The following is a 24,867-nucleotide window of genomic DNA, read 5'->3' as shown; positions in this document are numbered from 1 at the left end:
CCGACCGCGCCGGCGGCGGCCCGCAGCGCGTAGCCGCCGGCGCGCCACTCCACCAGGTCCCGGCCGCCCGGCTCGGCGCTCTCGAGCGCCCGCCGCAACTGCGCCACCTTCGTACGCAGCACGGCGGCGGGATCCTTGGGCTGTGCGGAGCCCCACAGGTGCTCGGCGAGCGCGTCCACCGGCACCGGCCGGCCGTCGTGGCTCAGCAGGATCGCCAGCAGCAGCCGCACCTTCGACTCCGGCACCTTGACCGGCACGTCGTCGTCGGTCCGCACCTCCAGCGGGCCGAGCACCCGAAACCGCATACCGACACGCTAGCCGCCACGGCCGGAACCCGTTCAGAACCGGATCACAACCGGCCTCGTACACCGTGGCGGCATGCTGACACACGCACAACCCTCCGCGCGGGCCGGCACGCGCGCCTGGATCGGGCTGGCCGTGCTCGCGCTGCCGACGATCCTGCTCGCGCTCGACATGACCGTCCTCTACATGGCCCTCCCCCAGCTCGGCGCGGACCTGGGCGCCACCGGCACCGAGCTGCTGTGGATCACCGACATCTACGGCTTCATGATCGCCGGTGTGCTGATCACGATGGGCACGCTGGGCGACCGGGTCGGCCGGCGGCGGCTGCTGCTCATCGGCGCGACCGCGTTCCTCGGCGCCTCCGTGCTCGCCGCCCTGTCGACCAGCCCGGAAATGCTGATCGTGGCCCGCGCGCTGCTCGGTCTCGCCGGCGCGACCCTCACCCCCTCCACGCTGTCGCTCATCACGAACATGTTCCCCGATCCCCGGCAACGGTCCATGGCCATCGCGATCTGGCTGATGTCGTTCTCCCTCGGCGGTGCGATCGGGCCCGCGGTCGGCGGCGCGCTGCTGGAGCGGTTCTGGTGGGGGTCGGTCTTCCTGCTGGGCGTCCCGGTAATGCTGTTGCTGCTGGTCTGCGGGCCCTGGCTGCTGCCGGAGTACCGCGATCCCTCGGCCGGGCGGCTGGACCTGATCAGCGCCGCGCTGTCCCTGGCCGCGATCCTGCCGGTCGTCCACGGCGTCAAACAGATCGCCAAGGACGGGCCGCAGGTCGTACCCCTGCTGTTCGTGGCGGCGGGCGCGGCCGTCGGCGTGGTGTTCGTCCGCCGCCAGAGGTCGCTCGCCAGCCCGCTGCTGGATCTGCGGCTCTTCGCCGACCGCCGCTTCACCGGCGCGCTGACGAGCATGCTGCTGGGCATGGTGACGCTGTACGCGTTCACGTTCTACTTCACGCAGTACCTGCAGCTCGTCGAGGGCCTGTCACCGTTCACGGCGGGGCTGTGGTTCATCCCGCTGGCCGCCGCCACCATCCTGGGGTCCATGGCCGCGCCACTGATCGCGCGCCGGCATCCGCCCGCCCGCGTGATCGCGGCCGGGCTCGTGATCGCCGCGGCCGGCTACGGCTCGCTCGCCTTCCTCGGCGTGCAGTCCGGCCTGGCGCTGCTCATCACCGGCGGAGTCGTCGTCGCGATCGGCATCAACCCGCTGCTCGTGCTCAGCACGGATCTGATCGTCGGCTCGGTGCCCCCGCAGCGAGCCGGGTCGGCCTCCGCGATGCAGGAGACCTGCGGCGAGCTCGGCGCCTCGCTGGGCATCGCCGTCTTCGGCACCCTCGGCGCCGCCGTCTACAGCTCGCGGATCGCGCTGCCGGAGGGCCTGCCGCACGCGGCGGCGACGGCGGCTCGCGACAGCTTCGCCACCGCCGCCGCCCTCGCCCAGGACCTGCCGGGCCCGCTCGGCACGAACCTGATCGTCTCCGCCCGGGAGGCGTTCGTGGCGGGCATGACCGTGGTGACCGTCATCAGCGCCGCCGTCCTGCTGGGCATCGCCGGGCTCGTGCTGGTCACCCTCCGCCGGGTACGCCCCCACAGCGCCGAAGGCGACTAGAAGCCTCCGATGCGGGTCCGCGCCGCCGGGACCGCGCTGCCGATCGTCGTGGCGAGCGTGGCCCCGAGGACGCTCACGCCGGCCAGGGTCAGCCAGATCGCCGCCGCCCCGGCGGACAGCAGTCCGGCGAGCGCGGCCGGGGCGAGCGCTCCCGCGACAGTCACGGCGAGCTGGTGGAGGGCCAGGTAGCGGCCGCGGAGAGCGTCCGGGGCGCTCTCCGCGGCGACGGTCGACGTGACGGGGCCGCCGAGGAGCTCACCGAAGGTGTAACCGGCCGCGCCGAGCAGCACGAGGCCGACGGCGAGGGCGAGCGCGTCCACGTGGCCGGCGGCGAGGAACAGGAGGTAGCCGGCCGCGAAGCAGGCGTGTCCGGCGACGAGGACGCGGCTGCGGATCCGCCCGCACAGCCACCCGAGGACGAGTCCTTGCCCGAAGCCGACCATCAGCGTGTTGAGCGTGAAGACCGTGCCTGCGGTCCAGCCGGGCAGGTCCAGCACGTCCACGGCGTAGACCGGTATCGCGATGTTGAGGGCGAACAGGGAGATCGCGAAGCACAGCTGATGCGCGACCAGCAACAGGTACCGCCGGTCCCGGATCACGTGCCCCCAGCCTCCGGCGGCGTCCTGACGCGCCTCGGGACGGACGTCCGGCACGGCGCGCATCAGGACGTAGGCGAGGACGTAGGAGGAGGCGTTGACGATCACGATCCCGGCGTAGACGCCTGGAGTGCCGACGCCGACCGCGACGGCGGACAGCAGGCCGCCGAGCGCGTAGCCGAGGTTGCGCACCGACCCGAGGAGACCGAACCAGCGCTCCCGCCGGCCGGGCTCGGCCAGCGCCGTGATGGTGACGCCGTAGCAGCTGAAGGACACCGCCCGCCCGGCACTGTTCAGCCAGGCGCAGACGGCGATCTGCCAGGGCTGGTCCACGGCCAGATATCCGGCGAAGCCGAGCGCCTGGGCCAGGTTCGCCGCCTGCAGGACCGGCTTGGCGCCGTAGCGGTCGACCAGCCCTCCGGCCAGCGGGCCCGCCGGGAGCGCCAGCAGCCCCGCCGTCGTCAGCGCCGCGCCCGCCTGCACCAGCGTCAGCGGCGTCGTGGCCAGGAAGTACAGCATCGAGACGGGGACGAAGACACCGGTGCCGATCGAGTCGATGGTGATCGCTGCGAGGAAGCGGCGGTGCCGGGCTGCCGGTGGACGGGCCGTGTGATCGGGATGGGACACAACCCGGGACGGTATAGATTCTATACCGGTATCTACAACGCTACCGGGAGCCGCGCATGGGCAAGGCCTACAACATCATGGCCGCGACCTGCCCCAGTCGCACCGTTCTGCACCGGATCGGGGCGCGCTGGACGGTGTTCATCGTCAACGCGCTGGACGACAGGCCGATGCGCTTCACCGAGCTCAAGGTGCACATCCGGGGCATCACCCCGAAGGCGCTCACCGAGACGCTCCGCGCGATGGAGTACGACGGCCTGATCTCCCGCACCGAGATCCCGGCGAATCCCCCGCATGTCGAGTACGCCCTCACCGACCTCGGCCGGTCCCTGCTGATCCCCCTGCGCGCCATCCGGGAATGGGCCGAGACCCACGTCCCCGACATCGAACGCGCCCGCGCCCAAGCCGCGGCCCCGCCCGCCCCGACGCACCGGTAGCGGTCAGGCGCCTGCGGCGGTGTCCAGGAATTCCCGTACGGTGGCGGCGAAGGCGGCCGGGGCGTCGTCGTGGACCCAGTGGCCGCAACCGGCGAGTTCGCGCAGCACGGTGCCCGGACGGCGCTCGGCCATCTGCCGGGCCATCGCGGTGGGCAGGACGAAGCTGTCCAGGCCGTGGATCAGCAGGGCCGGGCAGGCGGAGCCGAGCCAGCCGGGCCACCAGTCGCCGACCAGGGCCTCCTGCGAGGCCATCATGTCGTCGCAGTCGAACAGCAGCCCCCACCCGTCGGGGTGTTCGACGGCGCTCTCCAGGAAGTAGCTCGCGTCCGGGATGCCCTGGGCCTCGATGGCGCGGCGCAGGGCGTCCAGGGTGGGGGCGCGGCGGGGCCAGCCGGTCACGTCGAGGACGGGGTGCGGGATTTCGGGCCGATGGTTGAGCGCGCCGGCCTCCTCCACGATCAGGGCCCGTACGAGGCCGGGGTGGCGGGCGGCGAGCCGGAAGGCGGTGACGCCGCCCATCGAGTGGCCGAGCACCACGACCGGCCCCAGGCCGAGCCCGCGCAGGAACGCGGCGGCGTCGGCCACGTAGGCGTCCTGGCTGAAGTCGCCGTCGCCGCGATCGCTGTGGCCGTGACCGCGCTGCTCCAGGGCGATCACGCGGTAGCGGGGGGCCAGGGCGGCGGCCAGCGGCGCGAAGTTGCGGCCCCGGCCGAAGTGCCCGTGCAGGGCGAGCACCACCGGCGCCCCGCCCTCGGACTCATCACCACGGGCGCCGCCGGTCGCGGGGTGGGAGTCGAACCAGGCCAGGCGGAGGCCGCGGACGGTGGTGAAGTGCTCGGTCATCCTGTTCATGAGCCGTGGTGTCCTTTCGTGGCTGGAGGATCGCGCAGGAGGAGGGCGGTCAGGGCGCCGACGGCCGCGGCGAGGATCGCGGTGACGGCGGCGGCCTGGGCGAAGGCGTCGGTGAACGCGCCGGTCGCCGCGGTGGCCAGCCGGGCGCCGTCCGTCCCGCCCAGGTGGCGGGCCACGTCGAGGGCGCCGGAGATCGACGCGGCCTGATACGCAGGCGGCCGCGCGGTCAAGTGGGCGGCGGCCAGGCCACCGAGCACGGCCACGCCCAGGCTTCCGCCCACCTTGAACGCCGTCTCGTTCACGGCCGCGGCCGACCCGGCACGGCGCTCGGGGGCCGAGCCCAGCATGGCGGTGGCGCAGGCGTTCACCGTGGCGGCGTTGCCGGCGGCCAGCACGGCCAGGCCCGCGATCACGGCGGCGTGCTGGCCGGATCGGATCCCGGCCGCCATCAGCGCCGCGCCGCCCGCCAGCACCAGCAGTCCGGCCGCCGCCGTGGACCGTACGCCACGCCGTGCGACCACCCTGGCCACCAGCGGCGCCACCCCGAGCTGCGCCACCGCGACCGGCAGCAGGAGCAGCGCCGCCTGGGACGGGGAGTGCCCGCGTACGTCCTGCAGGTACTGGGTGATCAGGAACAGCACGCCCATCAGCGCGAAGAACCCGGTCGCGGCGGCGAGCGCGGCCGGCCAGAACGAGCGGGCGCGCACCATGCCCAGGTCGAGCAGCGGATGCCGCGCCCGCCGCTGACGCACGGCGAACGCGGACAGCAGCGCCACCGCCCCGGCCGCCTCCGCCAGGGTGGCCGGGCCGAGCCACCCCCGGTACGGGGCCTCGATCACCGCGTGCACCGTGGCCACGAACGCCCCCGACACCAGCAGCGCGCCGATCACGTCCAGCCGGCCGGTGGCGCCCCGACGCGGCCGGGCGTCGGCCGGGACCACGTACGCGATGGCGAGGGCGGCGACCGCCAGGACGGCCACGTTGGCCACGAACAGCGAACGCCAGCCGAAGCCCTCCACGAGCAGCCCGCCCGTCAGCGGCCCCAGCACCACGCCGAGGCTGGCGACGACGCCCCAGGCGGCCAGCGCCCTGGGCAGCTCCGCGCGGGGGAGACGGCCCGGACGATCGCCAGCGTGGCCGGGGTGATCATCGCGTTGCCCACGCCCTGGAGCGCCCGGGTGGCGATGAGCTGCTCCGGCGTCCGGGATAGGGCGGCCAGGACCGAGGCCAGCGCGAACACGGCCACTCCCGCCAGCAGCACCCGCCGCCTGCCGACTCGGTCGGCCACGGCGCCCATCGCGACCAGCAGCGACGCCAGGGCCAGGACGGCGGCTTCGGTGATCCACTGCAGTTGTGAGGTGGTGGCGCGCAGGTCCACCGCGATGGACGGCAGCGCGATCGTCACCGCCATCACGCTGACGCTCATGACGAGGAGCGCCGCGCACAGCGCCACCAGGATCCCCCGCCGCCGAGGATGCCCGCAATCCTCTGGCGGACGGCAGGGTCCCGGCGCGGGTGGGGGCATGGGGCACCTCCGAGGGGGCGTTCGATGGCGAGGAGCCGTTAGCATAACGACCGTCATGCTAATTGAACAAAACAGTCGTCATGCGAATAGACTGGGCGCCTGCCCAGCGAAAGGAAGGCGGACGTGGCCAGGCCCCGCGATCCACAGCGCCGCGAGGAGCTGCTCGACGCGATCGTCGGCTACCTGGCCGAGCACGGCATCGCCCAGCTCTCCCTGCGCCCCCTGGCCAAGGCGCTCGGCCACAGCACCTACGTGCTCACCCACCACTTCGCCGGCAAGGACGAGCTGATCAGCGCCGTCCTCGCCCACCTCGACGAGCGCCAGAGGGGACGCGTGGGCGCGCTGCCCGACCCCGGGACGAGCGGCGGCCTGGGCCTGGGCGACGTGGTGCGCGCCTCGTGGGCCTGGCACCTGCGCGAGGACCTGCCGATGGTCCGGCTGCTGCACGAGATCGAGGGCCTCTCGGCCGCGGGCCGCCTGTCCGGCCCGTACGTGCCCAAAATGCTCGGCGACCGCGCCGAGTTCGTGGCCGGCGTGCTACGCGCGCACGGCGTGCCCGAGGAGGCGGCGCTGCGCAAGGCCACCCTGCTCAACGCCGCCTACGCCGGCCTGCAGATCGACTACCTGACGACCGGTGACAAGGATCGGGTCGAGGCGGCGCTGGACGAACTGGCCGACACCGCCGACTCCTGGACCCGCCCGCAGTAGGCCGCCCGCGCCGTTCGAGCGTCAGGGGACGGCCGGCCGTGGGGGGTCCACTGGATCACCGGCGATGCGCCGCCATGCCTCCGCCGGCCCCCGCCTCAGTGGCTCTCCGCCTTCGCGAAAACCCGTTGGCGGACCGCGGCGGCCACTGCTAGCTTTCTGGAGGCCGTGCGAGACAACGAGGAGGTGGTACCCGTGGACACAGTATCGACATGGGTGCTCCCCTCCGGGGTCACGGCCGGGCGATAGGTCGTCCGGGAGCGCCGTTCAAGAGCACTCCCGAAGGGCACGACCATGCGATTCACCTCTGAGCAGCGCCTCGACGACGGCGTCGTCGAACGCGCGTTCACCCTCGATGAGATCCCCGGCTTCCTGTGGACGCCCTCGTCCGCGCCCGCACCGGTCCCGCTGATCCTGCTCGGCCACCCCCCGCTCGGACTGGACAGGATGTACCCCCGGCTGGTGGCGCGGGCCCGGAGCGCCGTGGCGGGAGGCTTCGCCGCGGCCACCATCGAGCTCCCCGGGAGCGGTGACCGGCCCCGCCTGGCCGGCGCCGAGCAGGCCCGCGCCGACCTGCGCCGGGCCATGAAGGCCGGCGAACCGGTCAGCGACGAGATCATCGACGCCCTCGTCCTCCCGCTCGTCGACAGAGCGGTCCCGGAATGGCAGGCCGCCTTGGACGCCCTCCTGTCGCTGCCCGGGATCGGCGGCCCCGTCGGATACTCGGGGGGCGTGATCTCCATCGGCATCCGGCTCGCGGTGGTCGAGCCGCGCATCGTGGCCGCCGGCCTCTTCGCCGGGAGTTTCGTGCCGCGCACCATGTTCGAGGAGGCCCGGCAGGTCACCATTCCGCTGCATGTCCTGCTGCAGTGGGATGACGAAGGGAACGACAGGCAGGCGGCCCTGGACCTGTTCGACGCCTTCGGCTCCAAGGAGAAGACGCTGCACGCCAACATGGGCGGGCACACCGGCGTCCCGCAGTTCGCCGGGGAGGACGCGGCCGGGTTCTTCGCCCGGCATCTGCGCTGATCGAGGACAAGCTCCGGCCCTCCTCGACAGCGTGGGCAGGCAAGACGCACCACCGCCCCGGCCGGTCGGCCCACCACCGGCCGGTCGGGGCGCCGCCCGGCCACCACCGCCTCCATCAGCCGGGCCGCCCACATCACGAGCACGGCCCTCGGCGTCAAGAGCCCCGTCGAGCTGGGCGACCTACCCGGCGATCAGCAGCTCGCCCGGTGGAAGGCGTTGTAGAGGGCGTTCCCGGGGACGCACGAAGGCGTCCCCGGGGCGCTCTGGTCGATCGGGTGGGTGAACCACCAGGTCATGCCGAGGGCGAGGAGCACGGCGGCGAGGGTGACGGCCGCGGCCGCCGGACGGTTCTGGCGCCAGGCCGGTCCCGACAGCGCGACGGCAGCCATGACCAGGGCCACCGCGGCAGCGGCTCCGGCGGCGATCTCCAGCAGGCCGCCGACGTCGGACGGCGGTTCGCCAACGGTGAGGGTGTTGGACAGGATCTCCCCGGCCAGGTAGACCCACTCGGAGACGATCAGCAGAGTGACGACCGCGGTGCGCAGCCGGGTGGCGGGCAGCTGCGGCCACAGGGCGATCAGGGCCGCCATCGCCCCCAGCATGACCAGCAGCGTCGAGCCGGCGAGCATCGGATCCAGCCAGTCGGTGATCGGCATGCGTCCGTCCCGGGCCCTGACCGCGGTGAAGCCGAGCCAGGCCGCGGCGAAGACCAGGCCCAGGATCAGCGAGTATCCGAGCACGCGCGGCGGGCGCGCGGCGGTGCTGACGAGGGGGGAAACACTCACAGGCTCTCCAACAATAGTGAGGTGCGCACGCACCTCATTTCATCTCCAGTACTGTGGTGCGCACTCACCACACTTGTCAACCTGGAGAGATCCCCCATGGCTCCACCCGCACGACAGCGCATCCTCGACGCCGCCGCCCGGCTCCTGCGCGAACGCGGCCTGGCCAGGCTCACCACCCGCGAGATCGCCCACGCCGCGGACGCCGCCGAGGGCAGCATCACCAAGAACTTCGGCGGCAAGATCGGCCTGCTGATCGCGCTGCTGTCACAGGAACTGCCGGAACTGCGGGCCTGGCAAGCAGCCGCCACCCCGCCCGGGCAGCGGCCGATGCGCACCGTGCTCATCGATCTGCTGGAGCGCGGCATCGCCTTCTACGCGGCATCACTGCCGCTGGTGGCCGGGGCCGCCGCCGACCAGGAGCTGTTCGCCGCCTACCAGGCCACCAACCGCGAGAACGGCACCGGCCCCCACTTGGCGCTCGACCAGGTGGCCCACTACCTGGCCGAATGCCAGAAGGCCGGCGAGCTGCCGCATGGCGTCGAGCCGTACACGCTCGCCCTCACCCTGTGCGGAACCGCGCAGTTCGAGGCGTACACCGCATACGTCTCAGGGGCCGGCGCACTGCCGGGCGAACGCGCGGACCGGCTGGCCGCCACCGCCGACCTGATCCTCGGCCGGCCGGGAGCCTGACCAGGAGAGCCGCAGCCGTGACGCACCGGATGTCACACCGCCGCCCAAGGGACGGCAGGGCCGTCAGGTGAGGTCGAGCACCGCCTTGCCGTGCAGCCGGCGCCCCAGGAGAGCGCCCACCGCCTCGGACGCGTCGTCCCAGCCGCCGCGCCAGGTGATCTCGGGGCTCAGCACTCCGTCCGCGACCTGCCGGGCCAGCCAGGTCAGATCCCTGTCCAGCCCGTCGCAGAACAGCAGCATGAACGTGACGATCGAGCGATCGTCCCGGCCCGGCCCGCTGAACAGGGCGCCGAACGGGAAGTTCTCGCCCTCACCCGCGGAGTGCCCGACCGCCACCAGCGTGCCCCCCTCACCGAGCTGATCGAACGCCTCCACGAGTTGCGCGCCGCCCACCATGTCGAGCACGCCGTCGAGCCCGCCGCCGGCCTGGGCGGGACCGGCCACCACCTCGTGCGCGCCCAGAGCGCGCAGCGCCTCGCCGTGCCTGGCGGGGTCGCCGGTGGAGGCGATCACGTGCGCGCCGCCGAGCCGGGCGAGCTGGACGGCGTAGCGGCCGACGCCTCCGGTGGCGCCGGTGACGAGGATCCTGCGTCCCAGGAGAGGCCCGGTCCGGTGGAGCGCGCGCAGCGCGGTGCCGGCCGCGACCGGGATGGTGCTGAGCGCGCCCGGCTCCGCGCGCTCGGGCGCCACGCCGATCCAGTCGGTACGCACGGCGCGGACCTCGGCCCAGCCGCCACCCTCGTCGAGGGTCACGACGGGGGTCCCCACGGCCGGGCCCGACCTGTCCGCCGCCGCCTGGACGACGACTCCGGCGGCGTCCCAGCCGAGCACCGTCCCCTCGGCGGCGGTCTCGATGCCGTGGCTGACCTCGCCGTAGTTGAACGAGGTGGCCGTGACCCGGACCAGCGCCTGGTTCGCGGCGGGCACAGGCTCGGGCACTTCCCCCACTCGCAGGCCACCGGGGGCGGAACGATCGACGATCAGAGCGCGCATGGCGATCCCTTCATGAGACATCAGCTCAAAGTGCTACTCAGGAGCATAAGCCTATCGAGGGCGTTCGCGCTCCCATTACACTTGAACGATGACCGCCGACACCGCCTCCCTCTCCGCGCCGGAAACGCTCTCCCTGCGGGAACGCAAGAAGCTCCGGACCAGGACCGCACTCGTCGACACGGCCCTCGCCCTCTTCACTGAGCGGGGCTTCGACGGCGTGACCCTCGACGAGCTGTGCGACGCCGTCGAGGTCTCCAAACGCACCTTCTTCCGGAACTTCGCCAGCAAGGAACAGGTCGCCTCCGCCCCGCTGGAGGCACTGTGGGACGGCCTGCGGGACGACGTCGAGCGCCTGTCCTTCGGTCATGCGCCCGTCCTGGAGATGCTGCAGGAGGCGTTGCTCGCGGCGCTCGAACGCCTCGACGACGGCGGCGCCTGGGTGACCCGCGTACGTCAGAGCCGGGAACTGGCCGAGCGCACGCCGTCGATCACCGCGTACGGGCTCCAGTACTGCGACCGCACCAGCGCCGCCGTCGAGGCGACCTTGCAGCGCAAACTGGGCCTGAACCCTGCCGACCCACGGCCGAGGCTGGCCCTGGACCTGGTGGTCGCGTCCTTCCACGCCGCCCTGCGGACCTGGACAGCCAAACCCGGCACCCCCACCCACGCGGCGCTCGCGGCCGAACTGCGATCGGTCTTCGCGGTCCTCCCCGGCGCACTCACCTTCACCACGGCCTGAACGAGCTGCGTGCAGAAGGTCACGCGCGCGCCGACAGCCCGGCCCTTTACATTGTAGATTCACACGGCCACCAGCCTCATACCCATGACCTTGGTCAGCCACTGGTGTCAGAACACCATCGTGAGCAGGTCGGCGAACAGCTCCTGTTCGTCGACCTCGAGCCCGCGTCCGGTGAACCAGGTGGCCATGTTGTGGCAGTCGCGCATCAGGAAGTCCATGCCCTTCGGGTTGCCGACGATGTCGACGACCTGGGGCAGGTCGATCAGCACGATCCGCTCGGCCTGCGCGAGGACGTTGTACGGCGAAAGGTCTCCGTGCGCGAGGCCCGCGCGGGCCAGTTCACGCATGCCGTTGCGGAGCTGCTCGAAATACACGCCGAGCAGGTCCTTCGACGGCCGGACATGGGCCAGCCGGGGCGCGGCGCCGCCCTCGCCGTCGTCGATGAACTCCATCAGCAGCTCGGTGCCGTCCACCTGCACGGGATACGGCACCGGGACGCCGGCCTTCCACAAGCGGTTGAGGGCGTCCCATTCGGCGTACGCCCACTGGCCGGCCGCGACGCCGCGGCCGTGCGTGGTCTTCTTCGCCATCGCCCGGCCGTCGCGGCTGTTGCGGGGGCGGCGGCCTTCGACGTACGACGTGCTGCGGTGGAAGGCCCGGTGTTCGTCGGTGCGGTACCTTTTCGCGGCCAGCAGCGAGGACTTCGCCGGGTTGCCGCCGATGGCTTCGACGGCCCGTTCGAGCAGGAAGACGTCGGCTTCCTTGCCGGTCTTGAGGATGCCGAGCTCGGTGTCGATCGCGGCCTGGTCCGTCACGACCCACGAGGGGCGTGGTTCGGGGCCGCGAGAGCCGCGCTCGGCCTCCAGCCAGGTGGACCACCGCTGGTCCGGCCCCAGTTCCTCGTCGACGGCATGGAACGTGAAGGCGAAGGCTGCGGCCGGATCCGGCTGGGACTCGTCGCGGGCGGACTCGGAGAAGTAGAGGTCAGAGGCCTCGTACTCGGAAGACAACGGGTGTGCTCCTGAACGAAGAGGTGGGACTGATGCGGACATGCCGCAGCGCAGTGATGGCCATCCGTCAGCCCTCCTTCGTCCAGGCGGCGCTCTCCGCCGCTCGATCGCCCCAGCATGCCCCGCCGCTTTCCGGCCTCGCAACGTATTTACCGGAGCTGGGATCTCACACCGGCAACGGGCCGGACCTCGTACGGCAGGCGACTATGTGAGGCTCGTCGCGGCGCGGGCCGCGTCGAGGGCGGCCACGGCGCGGTCGAGGTCCGACGCCGTGGTGCGGTAGCTGGTCACGCAGAGCCTGATCGCGCTGCGGCCGTCGAGCCGGACCGGGCTCACCCACGCCTGTCCGCCGCGCACCACGTGACCGGCCACCTCCGCGTGCCATCTGCCGCTCCGCTCCTCCCCCGCCGCGTCCGCCTCGGGGTCCACCACGCAGACCAGCGGGAGCGGGGTCTGGTTGATCCGCTGCCAGCCGCGCTCGGCCAGGCGCCGCGCGAGCAGGTCGCCGAGCCGTACGTCTCGCTCCAGTTGCTCGGCGACGGCAGGCAGTCCGGCCACGGCCAGGTGCAGGAACACCTTCAGGCCGATGAACCGCCGCGACCACTGCACGCTGGTGGTGTACGGGTCGTGGGTGCCGCCGACCTCGGCCGGCATGTAGCCGGTGCTGCACTGGAAGCTCGCGGCCAGCGCCGCTGGATGGCGGGTGAGGAAGACCCCGGCGCCCATCGGGGCGGACAGCCATTTGTGCGCGTCGACCGTGACGCTGTCGGCCCGTTCGATGCCGGCCAGCAGGGGCCGCAGCCGGTCGGACAGCGCGGCGGCGCCGCCCCACGCCGCGTCCACGTGGAGGTGCAGGCCCCATTCCGCGGCCAGGTCGGCGAGCGGGCCCAACGGGTCCAGCACTCCCGCGCCGGTCGTGCCCGCCGTTCCGACGATCATGAAGGGGATCCTGCCGCCGGCCACGTCCGCCGCGTACGCCTCGCGCAGCCGGTCGAGGTCGATCCTGAGGGCGGCGTCCACCGGCACCAGGCGGACGGCGTCGCGGCCCAGCCCGGTCATGTGCGCGATCTTGAGCCAGGCCAGGTGGCTCTCCGCCGAGGCGTAGAACACCGGCCGGCCGGGCAGACCGAGCAGCCCGGCGCTGCCGTACTCGGGGAAACGGCGGGTGAGCGCGACGATGACGGCCGTGAGGTTCGCCTCGGCCCCGCCGACGGTGAAGCTCCCGTCGGTGTCCGAGGGCAGGCCCAGGCCGTTCGCCAGTAGGCGCAGCACGTGCCGCTCCATCTCGGTGGCGGCGGGCGCGTGGCTGTAGGCGGCGAGTTGCGGGTTCACCCCCGCGACGATCAGGTCCCCGGCCATGCCCCACCAGGTGGGCGACGGGTTGAACAGGCCGAAGTAGCGCGGGTGAGTGGTGTGCACGGTCCACTTCCGCAGCGCGGACATGACCGAGCCGAGCACCGCGTCGGCGGGCTTGGCCTCGGCGAAGTCGAAGCCGGCCAGCCAGTCACGGATGCGCTCGGTGTCGACGCTCGCCGGGGCCACCGGGCCGTGCACGACCTCCCCGGTGTGCCCCGCCACCAGGGCAGCGGTCTCCGCCAGCAGCCGGCCGCCCGCGTCGACGCCGAGATCGTACGGGCCGGCGCCGTCGAGGTCGGCCCCCATCGGGGTCAGCTCGTCCAGGCCGGTCTCAACCAGCGGGTCGTTCGACATCCTGCTCCTCTTTCACATGGCCCTTCACCACGGCATCGTGGGTCCCACCAGGATCGGAGCCCCGTCGCGCCTCCGCCAGCGGTGAACGGGCCATAAACCGTGAACATCAAGCCACGCCAGGATTCGAACGTCTGGGAAGAAGAAGTCCTGGGCATGCTCGCTGGGATTGGAGGCGCAGCGTATAGAGGAACAAGGTGACCGGCCGACCGGTGCGGGGCAGAATCATCGTGATGAACGCCCCGGAGGGCAACCCGTTCTGCCTGGGCCGACCGCGTTCAGGCAGGAGGCGACGGCGAGGGCGGCGCGGCGGGTCAGCGCCGGGTCACCCGCGGCCCGGACGTCCACCAGCGCTCGCCCGCCGGTGACCCACGCGAACGTGCGCAGGTCGTCGTTGCCGGTGCTGGACCTCAGGTACGCCCCCTCCCCCAGCCGCTGGGCGTCCGGATCCGCGGCGAGGGTCGTACGGGCCAGCCGGGTCGCGTCCGCGTCCGTCGCGGCGACCCAGGAGACCGCCACCCGCACCACCGCCCCCGCGTCATCGGGCGGGAGGAACTCGCACACGTTCGGCTTGGGCCAGCGCGTCCCCAGGTGCTCCACGGTGCCCGGAACCGGCACGTACCCGGGCAGCACCGCAGGGTCGAGCAGCGCGCACGCGTCAGGCCAACGCTCCGGCGGCACCGCCAGCGGCGAGGAGGCGCCCGGCCCGTCGCGGAAGGTGTAGGCCGTGACCCGGTCGCCGCCGGGGTGCTTCTCGAACACCAGCAGGTCGCGCGAGGTGCTGCCGACGATCCTGCTCGCGCGCTCGCTCACGGGCAGGGGCAGCACGTCACGAGCGCCGTCCGCCCGCGAGACGACCTCGATCATGCGGGGGGTGAGCTCGGTGGTCGTGGCGCCCATCGCGTGAGTGGCCGTCAAGTGGTCGGCGTTCCCCAGGTATCCCTCGGCGGTGCCCGGCGACGTGCGCGGCCTGAGCGACCGGCGCCAGAGCACCCGCCCGTCGCGGGTGCGCGTCGCGGTCGTCTCCCGGCGGCCGTTCACGCTGCGGACCAGCAGCGTCAGCTCGGCGTCGTGGATCACGGTCGGCCCCCCGACCTCCGGGAACGTGATCGGCGACCGGGTCATCAGCCGGCCGTCCGCGTCCAGGACGGTGACGTGCCCGGGCTCCCGCGCGATGATCAGGCGGGTGGAGGAGACTTTGATCTGTACGAGCTCCTCACCCGAGTCCCGGAGGCGACGGGTCCAGGTGAGCCGTCCGGCGCGCGGGTCGACACCGTGCAGGGCCGGCGACCGGCCTCGGCAGTCCTGGACGATGACGGCGACCTCGGATTCGAGCAGGCGGAAGTGGGGGCACCCGCCCGGCCACGGCACCGTCCACGTGTCGCGGCCGGAGGCCGGGTCGAGCCCGTGCAGGCCGCCGCCCGACGCCCACACGATGCCGGTGGGAGTGATGGCCGTCCTGGTCAGGTAGTCGAGGATCGGCGCGTCCGCGGACGGGAGCAGCCGCGTCCACCGCGTCCGGCCGGTGACCGGGTCGACGACCGTGACCCTCTCCGCGGCCCCCTCGGAGATGCTCACCGCGAGCAACTCTCCGACGAAGCCCATGTGGTCGTCCAGCGGGTGGTACGGCCGGGCGAGCGGAAAGGTCCTCAGGATCGCGCCGGTCTCCGCGTCGTGGACCCGGATCGCGGCCGGCCGCGTCGACGGCAGCGCCACCAGGGGCCGGCCGCCGACCGTGGCCACAGGCACGTCGAGACTGATGCCGTGCACGCCGATCTCGCCCAGGTCGGCGCTCCAGGCGGCGGTGAACGCTGGACGTGCCTGCCGGGCGTTCCCGCTCCCGGCGGCGCAGGCGAGGACGAGCAGGGCGGCGATCAGCGCGCGGACGTGCATGCCCGCCCCGGCAGGAAGAGGCGGCAGGCCGCCCGCCCGGTGACGACCTTCAGCCCGGCGCCGGTGTTGCGGTAGACCGTCCCGTACGCGGTGTAGGCCGTGGGAGCGCCGGTGACCCGGAAGGGCCGGCCGGCGGGGTCCTTCACGGTGACCGTCTCCGCCTTCCCGGTCCCCGCCACGACGTACTCGACCTCCAGCACGAAGGTGTGGCTGTGTTTCCGCGCCCTGATCTCCAGGCCGAGCTCGGCCTGGTCACCTCGTTTCAGGGACAGGCTGTGGGGTCCGAAGTAGGGGCGGCCGGGTTTGCCCGCCTGGGTGAAGAACGCGTCCCGCGCGTCGAGGGAGACGGTGAGCTGCGGGTTCGCCGGTCCGCCCTGCCGTGGGTGCTCGACGAAGGCGCCGGTGACGATCGGCTGCCTGGGGGCGACCTCCTTGACCCGTACATCGGTGACGCGGACGAGGTCACGCTGGGACTCGAAGACCACCCGCATCTCCTTCTCCCCCACCCACGCGCCCTTCAGGGTGGCCACCACGTCGTCGAACGCCCGGTCGCCGAAGCGCCCGCTCAGGAAGACCGCGCGGTCACGGGGCGCGGTGGGCCGGGAGGCGACGGCCAGGTCCTGTTCGGCACCGGTGCCAGGCAGGACGGTGACCAGCAGCGGTGGTCTGGCCGCGCTCACCAGGTCGGCCGGCCGCAGGAAGAGGCTGAACGCGTCGGTCAGCCAGGCGGTGACGACCGCGGTGAGCAGCGCGCCGATCCACAGCATCACCTTGGCGAGTTTCCCCGGCCCCTTGTCGTCGCTCTCCGGCACGAGAACGGCCTCCTCGCGGGTCGGCTGTCTGTGCGGACAAGGTAACGCGCCGGCAACGGTTCTGGCGGCCGATCCCGCACACCATTCGGCGTCGCGGGGCGTCGGAGCTGTCAATTCCGAGAGTCGTCCCCGTTCCGGGCGTCGTGGTCTTCGGCCTGCCGTGTTGTCTCATGCGTCGCCAATGTGTCGATCAGGCTCTGCATCTGCGCTTCTTGCATCATCAGATCCCATAAGCGGCTTTCTCCGTGATAAGTCACAGCTCTGGTTCGTACGTGCGGCTCGGCCGGATGACGGGACGTGTTCGGACAGGTAGGCGTCACCGCTCCGGCATATCAGTCCCCTCGCCCGCCTGCTGGCCACGTCCGCGGTCGCCACGGTGGCCCTGACCCTCACCGTCACCACCGCCCCGGCCGCCTCGGCCGCACCCCGCCAGGTGTGCCTGGACGCCACCAACAGCCGGGCCGACAACACCAACGTCCGCCTGTGGACCTGCCTCAACCACCCCAACCAGAAATGGGTCGTCCAGAACGGCCAGATCAAGGTCGAAGACACTCTGACCTGACCCGTAGCTCACCGGCCGTGACACGGACGCGAACCTCGTCGGCCGCTCAGAGGAATCGCGGGGCGCCGGTGGCGGCCAGGCTTCTCGCGACGGTGTCGGCGTAGGAGTCGGCCCGGCCGAGGCGCTGCAGGTGGGCGCCGAGTGCCGGGGACAGGCCGCCCAGGTGCGCCACCAGGCGGATCAGCAGGGGCGCCACGTCGGCCTCGGCGGCGTTGGTGCGGATGGCGCGGCAGACGGCCCGCGCCACCTGCTGCGGCGTCCGCGTGCCGATCGCGGCGATCCAGGAGGGCAGGGGCGCCGGTGCGCGGGTGAGCATGCCGGCGTTCCTGATCAGTCCGGGGCAGATGACCGAGACGCCGACGCCGTGCGGCGCCAGATCGGCCCGGGCCGCGTGCCCGAACCCGCGCAGCCCGTACTTGGTGGCGTTGTAGAGCGCGCACCGGGCGTGTGAGATCTTGCCGCCGAGCGAGCTCATGAGGACGATGTGGCCGCGCCCGTTGGCGATCATGTGTTCGGCGGCCGTGCGCGCCATGACGATGGGGGCGCGCAGGTTGAGCGCCAGGTAGGTGTCGATGTCGCCGGTGGTGTGGTCGGTGATCGCGGCGGGGGCGATGACGCCGGCGTTGGCCACGAGAATGTCGACGGGACCGGCCTGCCGCATCAGGGCGGTGAGGCCGTCGTGGTCGGTGAGGTCGGCGGCGATGGCGCGCCCGCCCAGCCGGCCGGCCAGGGCTGTCAGGACGGCGGTGTCGCGGCCGGTGAGGATCACGCGGACGCCGTGGCGGGCCAGCGCGTGGGCGATGGCCTGGCCGAGGCCGCCGCTGGCTCCGGTGATCAGGGCGGTCGTCCCGGACAGCTCCATACGCGTTCTCCTTGGTCGGTGATCGGCGTGGCCGGTCGTGTCAGGGGCGGGAGGGGACGACGTCGGCGTGCAGGTCGGCCAGGGCCTGGCGCACCAGGGCGGGCAGGTGGCCGAGGCCGGGCAGGCGGGCGTCGAAGGCGTACGAGAACGAGACCGTCCGCCGGCCGGGCAGGACGGCGACCTGGCCTCCCGCGCCGGGCAGCAGCGAGGGCACGGCGAAGATCTCGTGGGCAGGCGGGAGCGCGGCGGCGCCGTGGAGGAGCGTCAGGCCGAGGCTGTCATGCAGCGGGCGGCGCGCGGCGGAAGCGGCCAGGCGGGCCAGGACGTGGCTGAAGGCGGCGGACATCGCGGGGGCGTGCGGGCCGCGCCGGTGGCGGGCCAGTTCGGCGAGACCGGTCTGCTCGGCGACGGCTCGCAGGCGGGTACGGGGGGTGGGTTCGGCGCTCGGCAGCCGGATGGGCATGAGGACGGCGTGGTTGCCCAGGCCGTCGTCACGGCGGCGATCGCGCCGCCCGACCGGGAAGGAGAGCACCGGCTGCCCGAGGGGGCGACGCGGCTCGGGCGGGCGCGGGCCGGCCGGGGCGGGGCCGGCCTCTGTCCACTCCTTGACGACGCCGGCCAGGACCGCCGCGGCGATCTGGGCGAAGCTGGTCCCTGTCGAGCGGGCGATGTCGCGGAACGCGCCGGCGTCGAGGCTGACGGAGCCGAGGTGCCGGGTGGCGGGGGCGTCCGTCGCCGGCGGGTGCCAGGGCGCGGTGGCGGAGGCGAAGCGGGCGATGTCGCCGATGGCCTGGCGGATGGCGGCGCCGCCGGGGCGCCCGCGTCCGCCGCCGGGCGCGGCGGCGGACGGGGGCAGCGTGCGGCCCAGGGCGAGCGAGCTGATCGTGCGGGCGGCGGAGAGCCCGTCCTGGAAGACGTGGTGGGCGCGGTAGCACAGCAGGTGCTCGTCGGCGGCGTGACCCTCGACGACCACGAGGCTCCACAGCGGCCTGGACCGGGGCAGGGGGTGCTCGCGCAACGCCTGGCCGACCGCCTGGCACGGGTCCTGGCCGGGCGCGGCGTGATGGTGCTGTACGTGGTGGGCGGGGTCGAACGCGGGGTCGGGCTCCCAGCGCACCCGCCGGCCCGTTCCCGTCAGCCGGTAGGTCAGCGCGCGGGCCCGGACGGCGGCGTCGCCGATCAGGCGGTGCAAGCGGTGGCCGGAGGGCGGCGGTCCTGGGAGGCGCACGGCGACGCCCAGGTGCAGGTCGGCGTCCCTGTCCGGGTCCGCCTCGTCGGCCAGCCGTAGCAGGAAGCGGTCGTTGACCGTCAGCGGCACCGCCGTGGTCCGTGCGGCGGTCGTGGGCTGATCTGCGGTCGTGGGCATGGCGCGGCGTCCTCAGGTCACGGGAGCGATGATCAAGGTGGCGTTGTGGCCGCCGAACCCGAACGAGTTCGACAGCACCGCTCCCGCCGGCAGCGGCCGGGCCTCGCGCACCACGTCGACCTCGCAGCGCGGGTCGGGCGTGCCGAGGTTGGCCGTCGGCGGGACGGTCCCGTGGGCGAGCGTCAGCACGGCGGCGACCGCTTCGATGGCGCCCGCCGCTCCGAGCGCGTGGCCGGTCACCGCCTTGACGGCGGTGACGGGCACCCCGTGCGGCCCGAACAGGCGGGTGATGGCCTGCGCCTCGGTCAGGTCGTTGAGCTGGGTGCCGGTCCCGTGCGCGTTGACGTGGGAGACCTGGGCGGGCGACAGCCCGGCGTCGCTGAGGGCCGCGCGCATGCACCGGTAGGCGCCCTCGCCCTCAGGGGCCGGGGCGAGCAGGTGGTGGGCGTCGTTGGTGCGCCCGTAGCCGGCGAGCTCGGCGTGCACGTGCGCGCCACGGGCGCGGGCGCCGTCGAGCGTCTCCAGGATCAGGAACGCGGCCCCTTCGGCCAGCACGAAGCCGTCGCGTCCGGCGTCGAACGGCCGGCAGGCGCGCTGGGGCTCGGCGGTGTGGCGCGACAGGGTCCGGCACTGGTCGAACGCCTGCAGGATGGTCGGGGTGACGCAGGCTTCCGCCCCGCCGGCGACGACGAGGTCGGCGGAGCCGTCGCGCAGCAGCCGCACGGCCTCCCCGATCGCGTGCGCGCCGGAGGCGCAGGCGGTGGTCACGGACATGCTGGGCCCGTGGATGCGGTGACGCAGGCCGATGGCCGAGGCGGGCGCGTTGCTCATGATCTTCAGGACGTGGAGAGGGCCTGGGTTCCCGCGCCCCGGGTGGCGGACGTCGAGCATGCCGTCCTCGTAGGTCTCGACCCCGCAGAACCCGATGCCGGTCACCACGGCCCGCCGCTCCGGTGGCGTCCGGATGGCGTCGCCGGCCCCGAAGGCGTCGTCGAACGCGTCGGCGGCCGCGCAGACGGCCAGCTTGCTCACCCGGTCGAGGTGGCGGGCCTGCCGGGGAGTCAGGTACGGCGCGGTGTCGAGGTCGCCGACCTGGCAGGCGACGTCGACGCCGAGGCCGGTGGTGTCGAAGGAGGTGATGCGCCGCGCTGTGGAGCGCCCGCTGATCAGCGCGTCCCACAGGTGCTTGGGGTGGGCTCCGGCGGCCGTGCGCACGCCCAGTCCCGTCACCGCTACCCGCGCCCGCGACGTCATCGAGCCTCCCCCTTGATCGCTGGTCCTCCGATCAGCCTCGCTCATCGGAGGCCGGGAGATCGGCGCGCGACGCGCCACGTCCGGGCAAGAAGTGGATCAGAACAGGCAATGACTCCCCGGGCCGGTGTTGCGCCTTGAATGCCACCACCCCGTCACTCACAGTAGCCGCGTGCGAAGCCCATCGGATCATGACCAGGTGCCGATCCTGCGGCATCACACCCAGTTGCGTGCGGCTCCGGACCCCGCAGGCGGGGACGGGGCGTGCCCGCTGCCCTCCCCGCGGGTGATCCTCGAGGAGGCGGGCGACGACCTCGACCGGGCGCGCCGGTCGTGGCGGGACGCGCGTTATGACCGGTTCCGGCCGCGCGCCTTCCGCGCTGTCGCGGACCACCTCGCCGCCGCGCTCGCCGTGCTGGCCGGGCGGCAGGGCCAGTCGTTCGCCGTGGACGACCTGGTCGCCGCCGGGATGCTGCCCCGGCACGTCCGGCTGGTCAACACCGCGCTGGCCATGCTGGAGGCGGACGGCCTGGCGCGGACGTGTCCCGGCGGGCGGTGGCGGCTCGGCGTCCCGGCCGACCCCGGCGAGCTCGCCCGGGGCCTGCTGCGCGACCATCCGGCCTTCTCCACCGAGGTGCTGCTGGTCAGCCGGATGTGCCGGGAGCTGCCTGACGTGCTGCGCGGCGAACGCGACCCGCGCGAGCTGCTGAGCCGCGACGGCGGCGGCGAACTGCTGCGACAGCTCTACGACACCGCCCCGCTCAGCCGGTTCGCCAACCAGGTGGCGCGGGCGCTCCTCGGCCGCATGGTCGCGGCCCTGCCGGACGACCGGCCGTTGCGCGTGCTGGAGGTGGGCGCGGGCACCGGCGGCACCACCGCCGCGCTGCTGCCGCTGCTGCCGCCACACCTGACCCGCTACACCTTCACCGACGTGTGGCCGCTGTTCCACGCCACCGCCCGTCGCCGGTTCGCCGGCTACGACTTCGTCGACTACCGGCGGCTCGACCTCGACGAGGACCCCGCCGCTCAGGGCTTCCCCGAAGACGCGTACGACGTGGTGGTCGCCGCCAACGCCCTGCACACCGCCCGCGATGTGCGCGCGGCCCTGGAACGGGTGCGCCGCCTGCTCGCGCCCGGCGGGCACCTCCTGGCCGTCGAGACGCACGACCCGCGCCTGATGATCGGCATCTTCGGCGCGCTGGACAGCTTCTGGCCCATGGCGGATCACCGGCTGCGGCCGGACAGCCTGCTGCTCGCGCGCGAGCAGTGGCCGCCGCTGCTCGGCGCGTGCGGCTTCACCGGCGTCGTGCAGACCGGCGACGACAGCGGTCCCGCCCGCGACGATCTGTCGATCACGCTGGCCGCCCGCCCACTCCCCCGGAGCCGGTCACGCACCTGCGCGGCGCCGCCGCCGTCCGGGACGCGGTGGATCGTCGCCGCCGAGGACGCCGGTGAGCTGCCGTTCGCCCAGGCGGTGGCCCACCTGCTGGCCGCCGGTGGGCAGGCGGCGGGACAGGGCGGCGCCGTGGCCGTGCTGAGCACGCCCGATCCCGGCCGCTGGCGGACGCTGCTGGCCTCCGGGCCGTCCACCGGCGCGGTGGGCGTCGTCCTCGTCGCGGCCGAGCGCACCTGCGGCGCCGGGAGCGACGACGAGCCGCGCCTGCGGCTGGACGAGGCCGTCGAACGGATGCTGGTGCTCAAGGCGATCGCCCTCGCCTGCGACGACCTTCCCGCCGGACTGACCCGGTCGTTGTCCGTGGTGACCCGCCCGAGCGGCGCGCTGCCCGCGCCGGAGGAGCCGCTGGTCCCCGCCGACGCGGTGCTGTGGGGCGCCGCCCGCGCCCTGGCCGGCGAGGACGCCCGGCTACGGGTGCCGCGCATCAGCCTGCACCGCACCGCCGACCTCGCGGCCGACGCCCGGCGGCTGGCCCGCGAGCTGCTGTCCGCGCCGGGCGAGGGCGAGGTCGTGCTCACCCGGCGGGGCCGCTTCGTCGTGCGGGAGATGCCGTACGAGCCCCTCGACACGGGAACGGGCCCCTGCGTCCTGGGCTTCGACGACCTGGGCCGGGCGCCGTACTGGACACGGGCCGAACCGGCGCGTCCGCCCGGCCCCGGCTCGGTCGTCATCGAGGCTCGGGCCGTCTCGTGGAGCGGGCCGGACGCCTGGTGGACGTGCGCGGGCCGGATCACGGCGGTGGGGCAGGGGGTGCGCGAGGTCGCCGTCGGCGACCGGGTCGTGGGGGTGGGCGGCGGCGCGCCCGGCTCCCACCTGAGCACCACCGCCCGGCTGGTGCGGGAGATTCCCGCCGGCATGGGCTTCGCCGAGGCCGCCGTCAGGCCGGGGCCGGCCATGCGGGCGCGCCGGGCGCTGGCGGCGGCGGGGCTGTCGGCGGGCCGCACGCTGGTGCTGCACGACGCCACCGCCACCGGCCTCGCGGTGTTGCACCTGGCTCTCCGGCAGGGCGCCCGAGTCGTCGCGCTCGCGCGGCATCCGGGGCAGCGGGACCTGCTGGACCGGCTCGGCTCCCATGAGGTCGTGGACGCCGCCGATCCGGACGTGGTCGCGCGGGTGCTGGCCCGCACCGGCGGGCGCGGAGCCGACGTGCTGACCGGAGCCGTGCCGGAGAGCTGGCACGCGATGCTCGCCCCGGCCGGGCGGCACGCCTGCCTCGACGCCGCCGGCCCGCCCGATCCCCGGCTGTTCCACGAGGTCATGGACGCCGCACGGGACGGCCTGGACCCGGCGCCGCCGTACCACGTCCATCCCGCCGTCCGGGTGGGTGAGGTGTGGGCGGAGCGGTGCGCGGCGGCGGTGACACTGTCGTTCGACCCGCTGGACGGGCCCGTCCGGGCCCGGCCGCGGGCCGTGGAGCTGCGCCCGGACCCGCAGGGCGCCTATCTCGTGATCGGGGGCGTGGGCGGGTTCGGCGCCGCCGCCGCGCGCCGGTTGGCCGAGCGCGGCGCCCGCCGGCTCGCGCTGGTCTCCCGCAGGGGCGAGGCGGCGCCCGAGGCCGCCGCCGTCGCGGCCGGGCTGCGCGCCCTGGGGGCGCGGGTGAGCGTGCACGCCGCCGACGTCACCGACCTCGCCGCGATGGCGGCGGTGCTGAAGATCATCGATGCGGGCGAGCATCCGCTGCGCGGCGTCGTGCACGCCGCCATGGCGCCCACCCTGAGCGAGGTGCGGCAGCTGACCCCCCGGCACGTGGCCGACGTGCTGGGCTGCAAGATGGCCGGCGCGCTGGTGCTCCATCGGCTGCTGGAGGGCCGGGACCTGGACCTGGTCTGGCTGTTCTCCTCCATCAGCGGCACCTACGGCGGGGCGCGGCAGGCGGCGTACGCGGCGGGCAACGTGTTCGTGGAGGCACTGATCCGCCGGCGCCGCCACCTCGGGCTTCCCGGCCACGCCACCGCGTGGGGCACGATCGCGGACACCGGCTTCGTGGCCCGCCACGGCGCGGTGCCGCTGCTCGGCGCGTACGGCTTCGCGCCCATGCCGTCGGAGGCGGCGCTGACACTGGCGAGCGGATGATGGCGGCGGACGTGGCCGTCGCCGCCGTGTCCAGTCCCGACGCCCGGCGGCTGCGCGTCGGCGATGACGAGGCCGCCCGGTTGGGGCCGCTGCTGGCTTCCCAAGGCAACAACCGTTCTTGACCGGACACGCGGAGCCGGGACGGCACGGCCCGCGGGCGTCCGCGAGATGCTGAAAACCTGAAGATCAACGGAAAGGTGACGACCCGTGCCGAAAGAAGAGATCCTGCTCCTCATCCGCCGGTACTGCGCTGAGATCTTCGCGCTCGACCTCGCCGACGTGACCCCGGACACCGCCTTCGACGATCTCCAGGCCGACAGCATGGCCCTGATCGAGCTGCACACCGCGCTCGGCCGGCACGAGCTGCACGTCGACCTGTTCGACTTCCGGATGTCGATGACCCTCGCCGAGGCCGCGGAGCTGGCCCACCGTGCGCAGCCGGCCCCGGCTCCCTGACTCCCCGGTGGGGCGGCGGCCCGGCGCGCCGATCCCGCTGGACGGGGGTGACCTGGCGTTCCTGTCGTGGCTCGGCACGGACCGCGATCCGCTGCTGCACATCGCGCTGGCGGCGCGCCTGCCGGGTCCCGTTCCGTCCGCCCTGCAGCTGTGCCGGCTGGCCGCCGAGACGGCCGCCCGGGCCCCGGTGCTCACCTACCGGCTGACCGGCTCCGGGCGGCACGCCCGCTGGGAGCCCGACCCGGCCTTCGACCCGGCGCACCACGTGGCGCACCGCCGGGTGCCACCGGGCACGGACGTACGGCAGGCGGTGATCGACGCCGTCCGCGAGCTGCCCCTGCATCCTCGGCGGCCACTGTGGACGCTGATGGTGATCCACGGGCATCGCGACGACGAGCACGTGCTGTGTTACCGGGTGCATCACGGCTTCCAGGACGGGGTGGGCGCCGCGCGGACGGTCAACGCCGTTCTGCTGGGCAAGCCGTTGTCCACGCCGGTTTCGCGGGCGCCCGCGAAACCGGCGGGGGGCGGTG

General features: G+C 73.8%; 22 protein-coding genes and 1 pseudogene. 10 read left to right on the top strand and 13 right to left on the bottom strand.

Annotated elements, in window-relative coordinates; genetic code table 11:
- On the bottom strand, positions 1–305 hold a 305-nt coding region (locus tag KME80_RS42225; protein WP_219517114.1), incomplete at its 3' end, for an AfsR/SARP family transcriptional regulator.
- Positions 306–378: 73 nt separating this feature from the next.
- Here KME80_RS42225 and KME80_RS42220 point away from each other — a divergent pair.
- Positions 379–1,911, top strand: coding sequence for an MFS transporter (locus tag KME80_RS42220; RefSeq protein WP_219517113.1), 1,533 nt, complete (start codon positions 379–381; stop codon positions 1,909–1,911).
- Here the strand turns inward: KME80_RS42220 and KME80_RS42215 are convergent.
- The gene (locus KME80_RS42215) at positions 1,908–3,134 is read right to left on the bottom strand and encodes an MFS transporter (protein ID WP_219517104.1); all 1,227 of its coding nucleotides are present in this window, start codon (positions 3,132–3,134) and stop codon (positions 1,908–1,910) included. The genes KME80_RS42220 and KME80_RS42215 overlap by 4 nt on opposite strands.
- Positions 3,135–3,190: 56 nt before the next feature.
- Between KME80_RS42215 and KME80_RS42210 the strand changes: the two genes are divergently transcribed.
- Positions 3,191–3,568, top strand: coding sequence for a winged helix-turn-helix transcriptional regulator (locus KME80_RS42210; RefSeq protein WP_219517093.1), 378 nt, complete (start codon positions 3,191–3,193; stop codon positions 3,566–3,568).
- Between the two features lie 3 nt (positions 3,569–3,571).
- Here the strand turns inward: KME80_RS42210 and KME80_RS42205 are convergent, their stop codons facing one another.
- Together KME80_RS42205 and KME80_RS42200 are read right to left on the bottom strand one after the other, a co-directional pair.
- The gene (locus KME80_RS42205; protein WP_246646659.1) at positions 3,572–4,420 is read right to left on the bottom strand and encodes an alpha/beta fold hydrolase; all 849 of its coding nucleotides are present in this window, start codon (positions 4,418–4,420) and stop codon (positions 3,572–3,574) included.
- Positions 4,417–5,831, bottom strand: a pseudogene (locus tag KME80_RS42200) (MFS transporter). Before KME80_RS42200 ends, KME80_RS42205 begins: the two are co-directional and overlap by 4 nt.
- A 237-nt stretch (positions 5,832–6,068) precedes the next feature.
- On the opposite strand from KME80_RS42200, the gene KME80_RS42190 reads away from it, so the two are divergent.
- Complete coding sequence (locus KME80_RS42190) at positions 6,069–6,653, top strand: TetR/AcrR family transcriptional regulator (RefSeq protein ID WP_219517089.1); 585 nt, start codon at positions 6,069–6,071, stop codon at positions 6,651–6,653.
- Between the two features lie 291 nt (positions 6,654–6,944).
- Entirely contained in the window at positions 6,945–7,679 is a 735-nt protein-coding gene (locus tag KME80_RS42185) for an alpha/beta hydrolase (protein WP_219517087.1), read from the top strand.
- A gap of 191 nt (positions 7,680–7,870) precedes the next feature.
- Here the strand turns inward: KME80_RS42185 and KME80_RS42180 are convergent, their stop codons facing one another.
- Positions 7,871–8,464, bottom strand: a complete 594-nt coding sequence (locus KME80_RS42180) for a hypothetical protein (RefSeq protein ID WP_219517085.1) — start codon at positions 8,462–8,464, stop codon at positions 7,871–7,873.
- 96 nt (positions 8,465–8,560) lie between these two features.
- Here KME80_RS42180 and KME80_RS42175 point away from each other — a divergent pair, with 96 nt between their 5' ends.
- Positions 8,561–9,154, top strand: a complete 594-nt coding sequence (locus KME80_RS42175; RefSeq protein ID WP_219517083.1) for a TetR/AcrR family transcriptional regulator — start codon at positions 8,561–8,563, stop codon at positions 9,152–9,154.
- A gap of 63 nt (positions 9,155–9,217) precedes the next feature.
- Here KME80_RS42175 and KME80_RS42170 read toward each other — a convergent pair whose 3' ends face one another.
- Entirely contained in the window at positions 9,218–10,147 is a 930-nt protein-coding gene (locus tag KME80_RS42170; protein WP_219517074.1) for a zinc-binding dehydrogenase, read from the bottom strand.
- 88 nt (positions 10,148–10,235) lie between these two features.
- On the opposite strand from KME80_RS42170, the gene KME80_RS42165 reads away from it, so the two are divergent.
- The gene (locus KME80_RS42165) at positions 10,236–10,886 is read left to right on the top strand and encodes a TetR family transcriptional regulator (RefSeq protein WP_219517066.1); all 651 of its coding nucleotides are present in this window, start codon (positions 10,236–10,238) and stop codon (positions 10,884–10,886) included.
- Positions 10,887–10,993: 107 nt separating this feature from the next.
- Here KME80_RS42165 and KME80_RS42160 read toward each other — a convergent pair whose 3' ends face one another.
- From KME80_RS42160 to KME80_RS42145, 4 genes are all read right to left on the bottom strand, one after another.
- Positions 10,994–11,896 (bottom strand): serine protein kinase RIO, encoded by a 903-nt coding sequence (locus tag KME80_RS42160; protein WP_219517064.1) that lies wholly within the window; start codon positions 11,894–11,896, stop codon positions 10,994–10,996.
- A gap of 204 nt (positions 11,897–12,100) precedes the next feature.
- A complete protein-coding gene (locus tag KME80_RS42155; RefSeq protein ID WP_219517062.1) occupies positions 12,101–13,606 on the bottom strand; it encodes a pyridoxal phosphate-dependent decarboxylase family protein in 1,506 nt (501 codons plus the stop codon).
- A gap of 222 nt (positions 13,607–13,828) precedes the next feature.
- Complete coding sequence (locus KME80_RS42150; RefSeq protein WP_219517061.1) at positions 13,829–15,496, bottom strand: outer membrane protein assembly factor BamB family protein; 1,668 nt, start codon at positions 15,494–15,496, stop codon at positions 13,829–13,831.
- The gene (locus KME80_RS42145) at positions 15,478–16,308 is read right to left on the bottom strand and encodes a hypothetical protein (RefSeq protein WP_219517059.1); all 831 of its coding nucleotides are present in this window, start codon (positions 16,306–16,308) and stop codon (positions 15,478–15,480) included. The genes KME80_RS42150 and KME80_RS42145 overlap by 19 nt, the downstream gene beginning before the upstream one ends.
- Positions 16,309–16,684: 376 nt before the next feature.
- Between KME80_RS42145 and KME80_RS42140 the strand changes: the two genes are divergently transcribed.
- Positions 16,685–16,870, top strand: coding sequence for a ricin-type beta-trefoil lectin domain protein (locus KME80_RS42140; protein WP_219517049.1), 186 nt, complete (start codon positions 16,685–16,687; stop codon positions 16,868–16,870).
- Between the two features lie 46 nt (positions 16,871–16,916).
- On the opposite strand, the gene KME80_RS42135 is transcribed toward KME80_RS42140, so the two are convergent.
- The 3 genes from KME80_RS42135 to KME80_RS42125 are packed head-to-tail and all read right to left on the bottom strand — an operon-like array spanning position 16,917 to position 20,352.
- Positions 16,917–17,732 (bottom strand): SDR family NAD(P)-dependent oxidoreductase, encoded by an 816-nt coding sequence (locus KME80_RS42135; RefSeq protein ID WP_219517047.1) that lies wholly within the window; start codon positions 17,730–17,732, stop codon positions 16,917–16,919.
- A gap of 40 nt (positions 17,733–17,772) precedes the next feature.
- Positions 17,773–19,098 carry a wax ester/triacylglycerol synthase domain-containing protein gene (locus KME80_RS42130; protein ID WP_219517045.1) on the bottom strand — a complete coding sequence of 442 codons (1,326 nt, stop codon included), beginning with the start codon at positions 19,096–19,098 and terminating at the stop codon, positions 17,773–17,775.
- 12 nt (positions 19,099–19,110) lie between these two features.
- The gene (locus KME80_RS42125) at positions 19,111–20,352 is read right to left on the bottom strand and encodes a beta-ketoacyl-[acyl-carrier-protein] synthase family protein (protein WP_219517043.1); all 1,242 of its coding nucleotides are present in this window, start codon (positions 20,350–20,352) and stop codon (positions 19,111–19,113) included.
- A 169-nt stretch (positions 20,353–20,521) separates the two neighbouring features.
- Here KME80_RS42125 and KME80_RS42120 point away from each other — a divergent pair, with 169 nt between their 5' ends.
- The 3 genes from KME80_RS42120 to KME80_RS42110 form a co-directional block, all read left to right on the top strand.
- Positions 20,522–23,878: an SDR family NAD(P)-dependent oxidoreductase gene (locus KME80_RS42120; RefSeq protein WP_219517041.1), complete on the top strand. Its 3,357-nt coding sequence runs from the start codon at positions 20,522–20,524 to the stop codon at positions 23,876–23,878.
- A gap of 207 nt (positions 23,879–24,085) precedes the next feature.
- The gene (locus tag KME80_RS42115; protein WP_219517033.1) at positions 24,086–24,334 is read left to right on the top strand and encodes an acyl carrier protein; all 249 of its coding nucleotides are present in this window, start codon (positions 24,086–24,088) and stop codon (positions 24,332–24,334) included.
- A partial coding sequence (locus KME80_RS42110) for a wax ester/triacylglycerol synthase domain-containing protein (protein ID WP_308126148.1) occupies positions 24,309–24,867 on the top strand: 559 nt, incomplete at its 3' end. The genes KME80_RS42115 and KME80_RS42110, both read left to right, overlap by 26 nt.

Source organism: Nonomuraea ceibae, from assembly GCF_019396325.1.
GTDB lineage: Bacteria > Actinomycetota > Actinomycetes > Streptosporangiales > Streptosporangiaceae > Nonomuraea > Nonomuraea ceibae.
The sequence above is the reverse complement of the archived record's forward strand: the minus strand, read 5'-3'. Positions and strand labels throughout refer to the sequence as shown.

Coding starts and splice junctions, on each gene's coding strand:
- KME80_RS42220 (WP_219517113.1), top strand. CDS start 379: ATGCTGACACACGCACAACCCTCCGCGCGGGCCGGCACGCGCGCCTGG.
- KME80_RS42210 (WP_219517093.1), top strand. CDS start 3,191: ATGGGCAAGGCCTACAACATCATGGCCGCGACCTGCCCCAGTCGCACC.
- KME80_RS42205 (WP_246646659.1), bottom strand. CDS start 4,420: ATGAACAGGATGACCGAGCACTTCACCACCGTCCGCGGCCTCCGCCTG.
- KME80_RS42185 (WP_219517087.1), top strand. CDS start 6,945: ATGCGATTCACCTCTGAGCAGCGCCTCGACGACGGCGTCGTCGAACGC.
- KME80_RS42175 (WP_219517083.1), top strand. CDS start 8,561: ATGGCTCCACCCGCACGACAGCGCATCCTCGACGCCGCCGCCCGGCTC.
- KME80_RS42170 (WP_219517074.1), bottom strand. CDS start 10,147: ATGCGCGCTCTGATCGTCGATCGTTCCGCCCCCGGTGGCCTGCGAGTG.
- KME80_RS42165 (WP_219517066.1), top strand. CDS start 10,236: ATGACCGCCGACACCGCCTCCCTCTCCGCGCCGGAAACGCTCTCCCTG.
- KME80_RS42155 (WP_219517062.1), bottom strand. CDS start 13,606: ATGTCGAACGACCCGCTGGTTGAGACCGGCCTGGACGAGCTGACCCCG.
- KME80_RS42150 (WP_219517061.1), bottom strand. CDS start 15,496: ATGCACGTCCGCGCGCTGATCGCCGCCCTGCTCGTCCTCGCCTGCGCC.
- KME80_RS42135 (WP_219517047.1), bottom strand. CDS start 17,732: ATGGAGCTGTCCGGGACGACCGCCCTGATCACCGGAGCCAGCGGCGGC.
- KME80_RS42130 (WP_219517045.1), bottom strand. CDS start 19,098: ATGCCCACGACCGCAGATCAGCCCACGACCGCCGCACGGACCACGGCG.
- KME80_RS42125 (WP_219517043.1), bottom strand. CDS start 20,352: ATGACGTCGCGGGCGCGGGTAGCGGTGACGGGACTGGGCGTGCGCACG.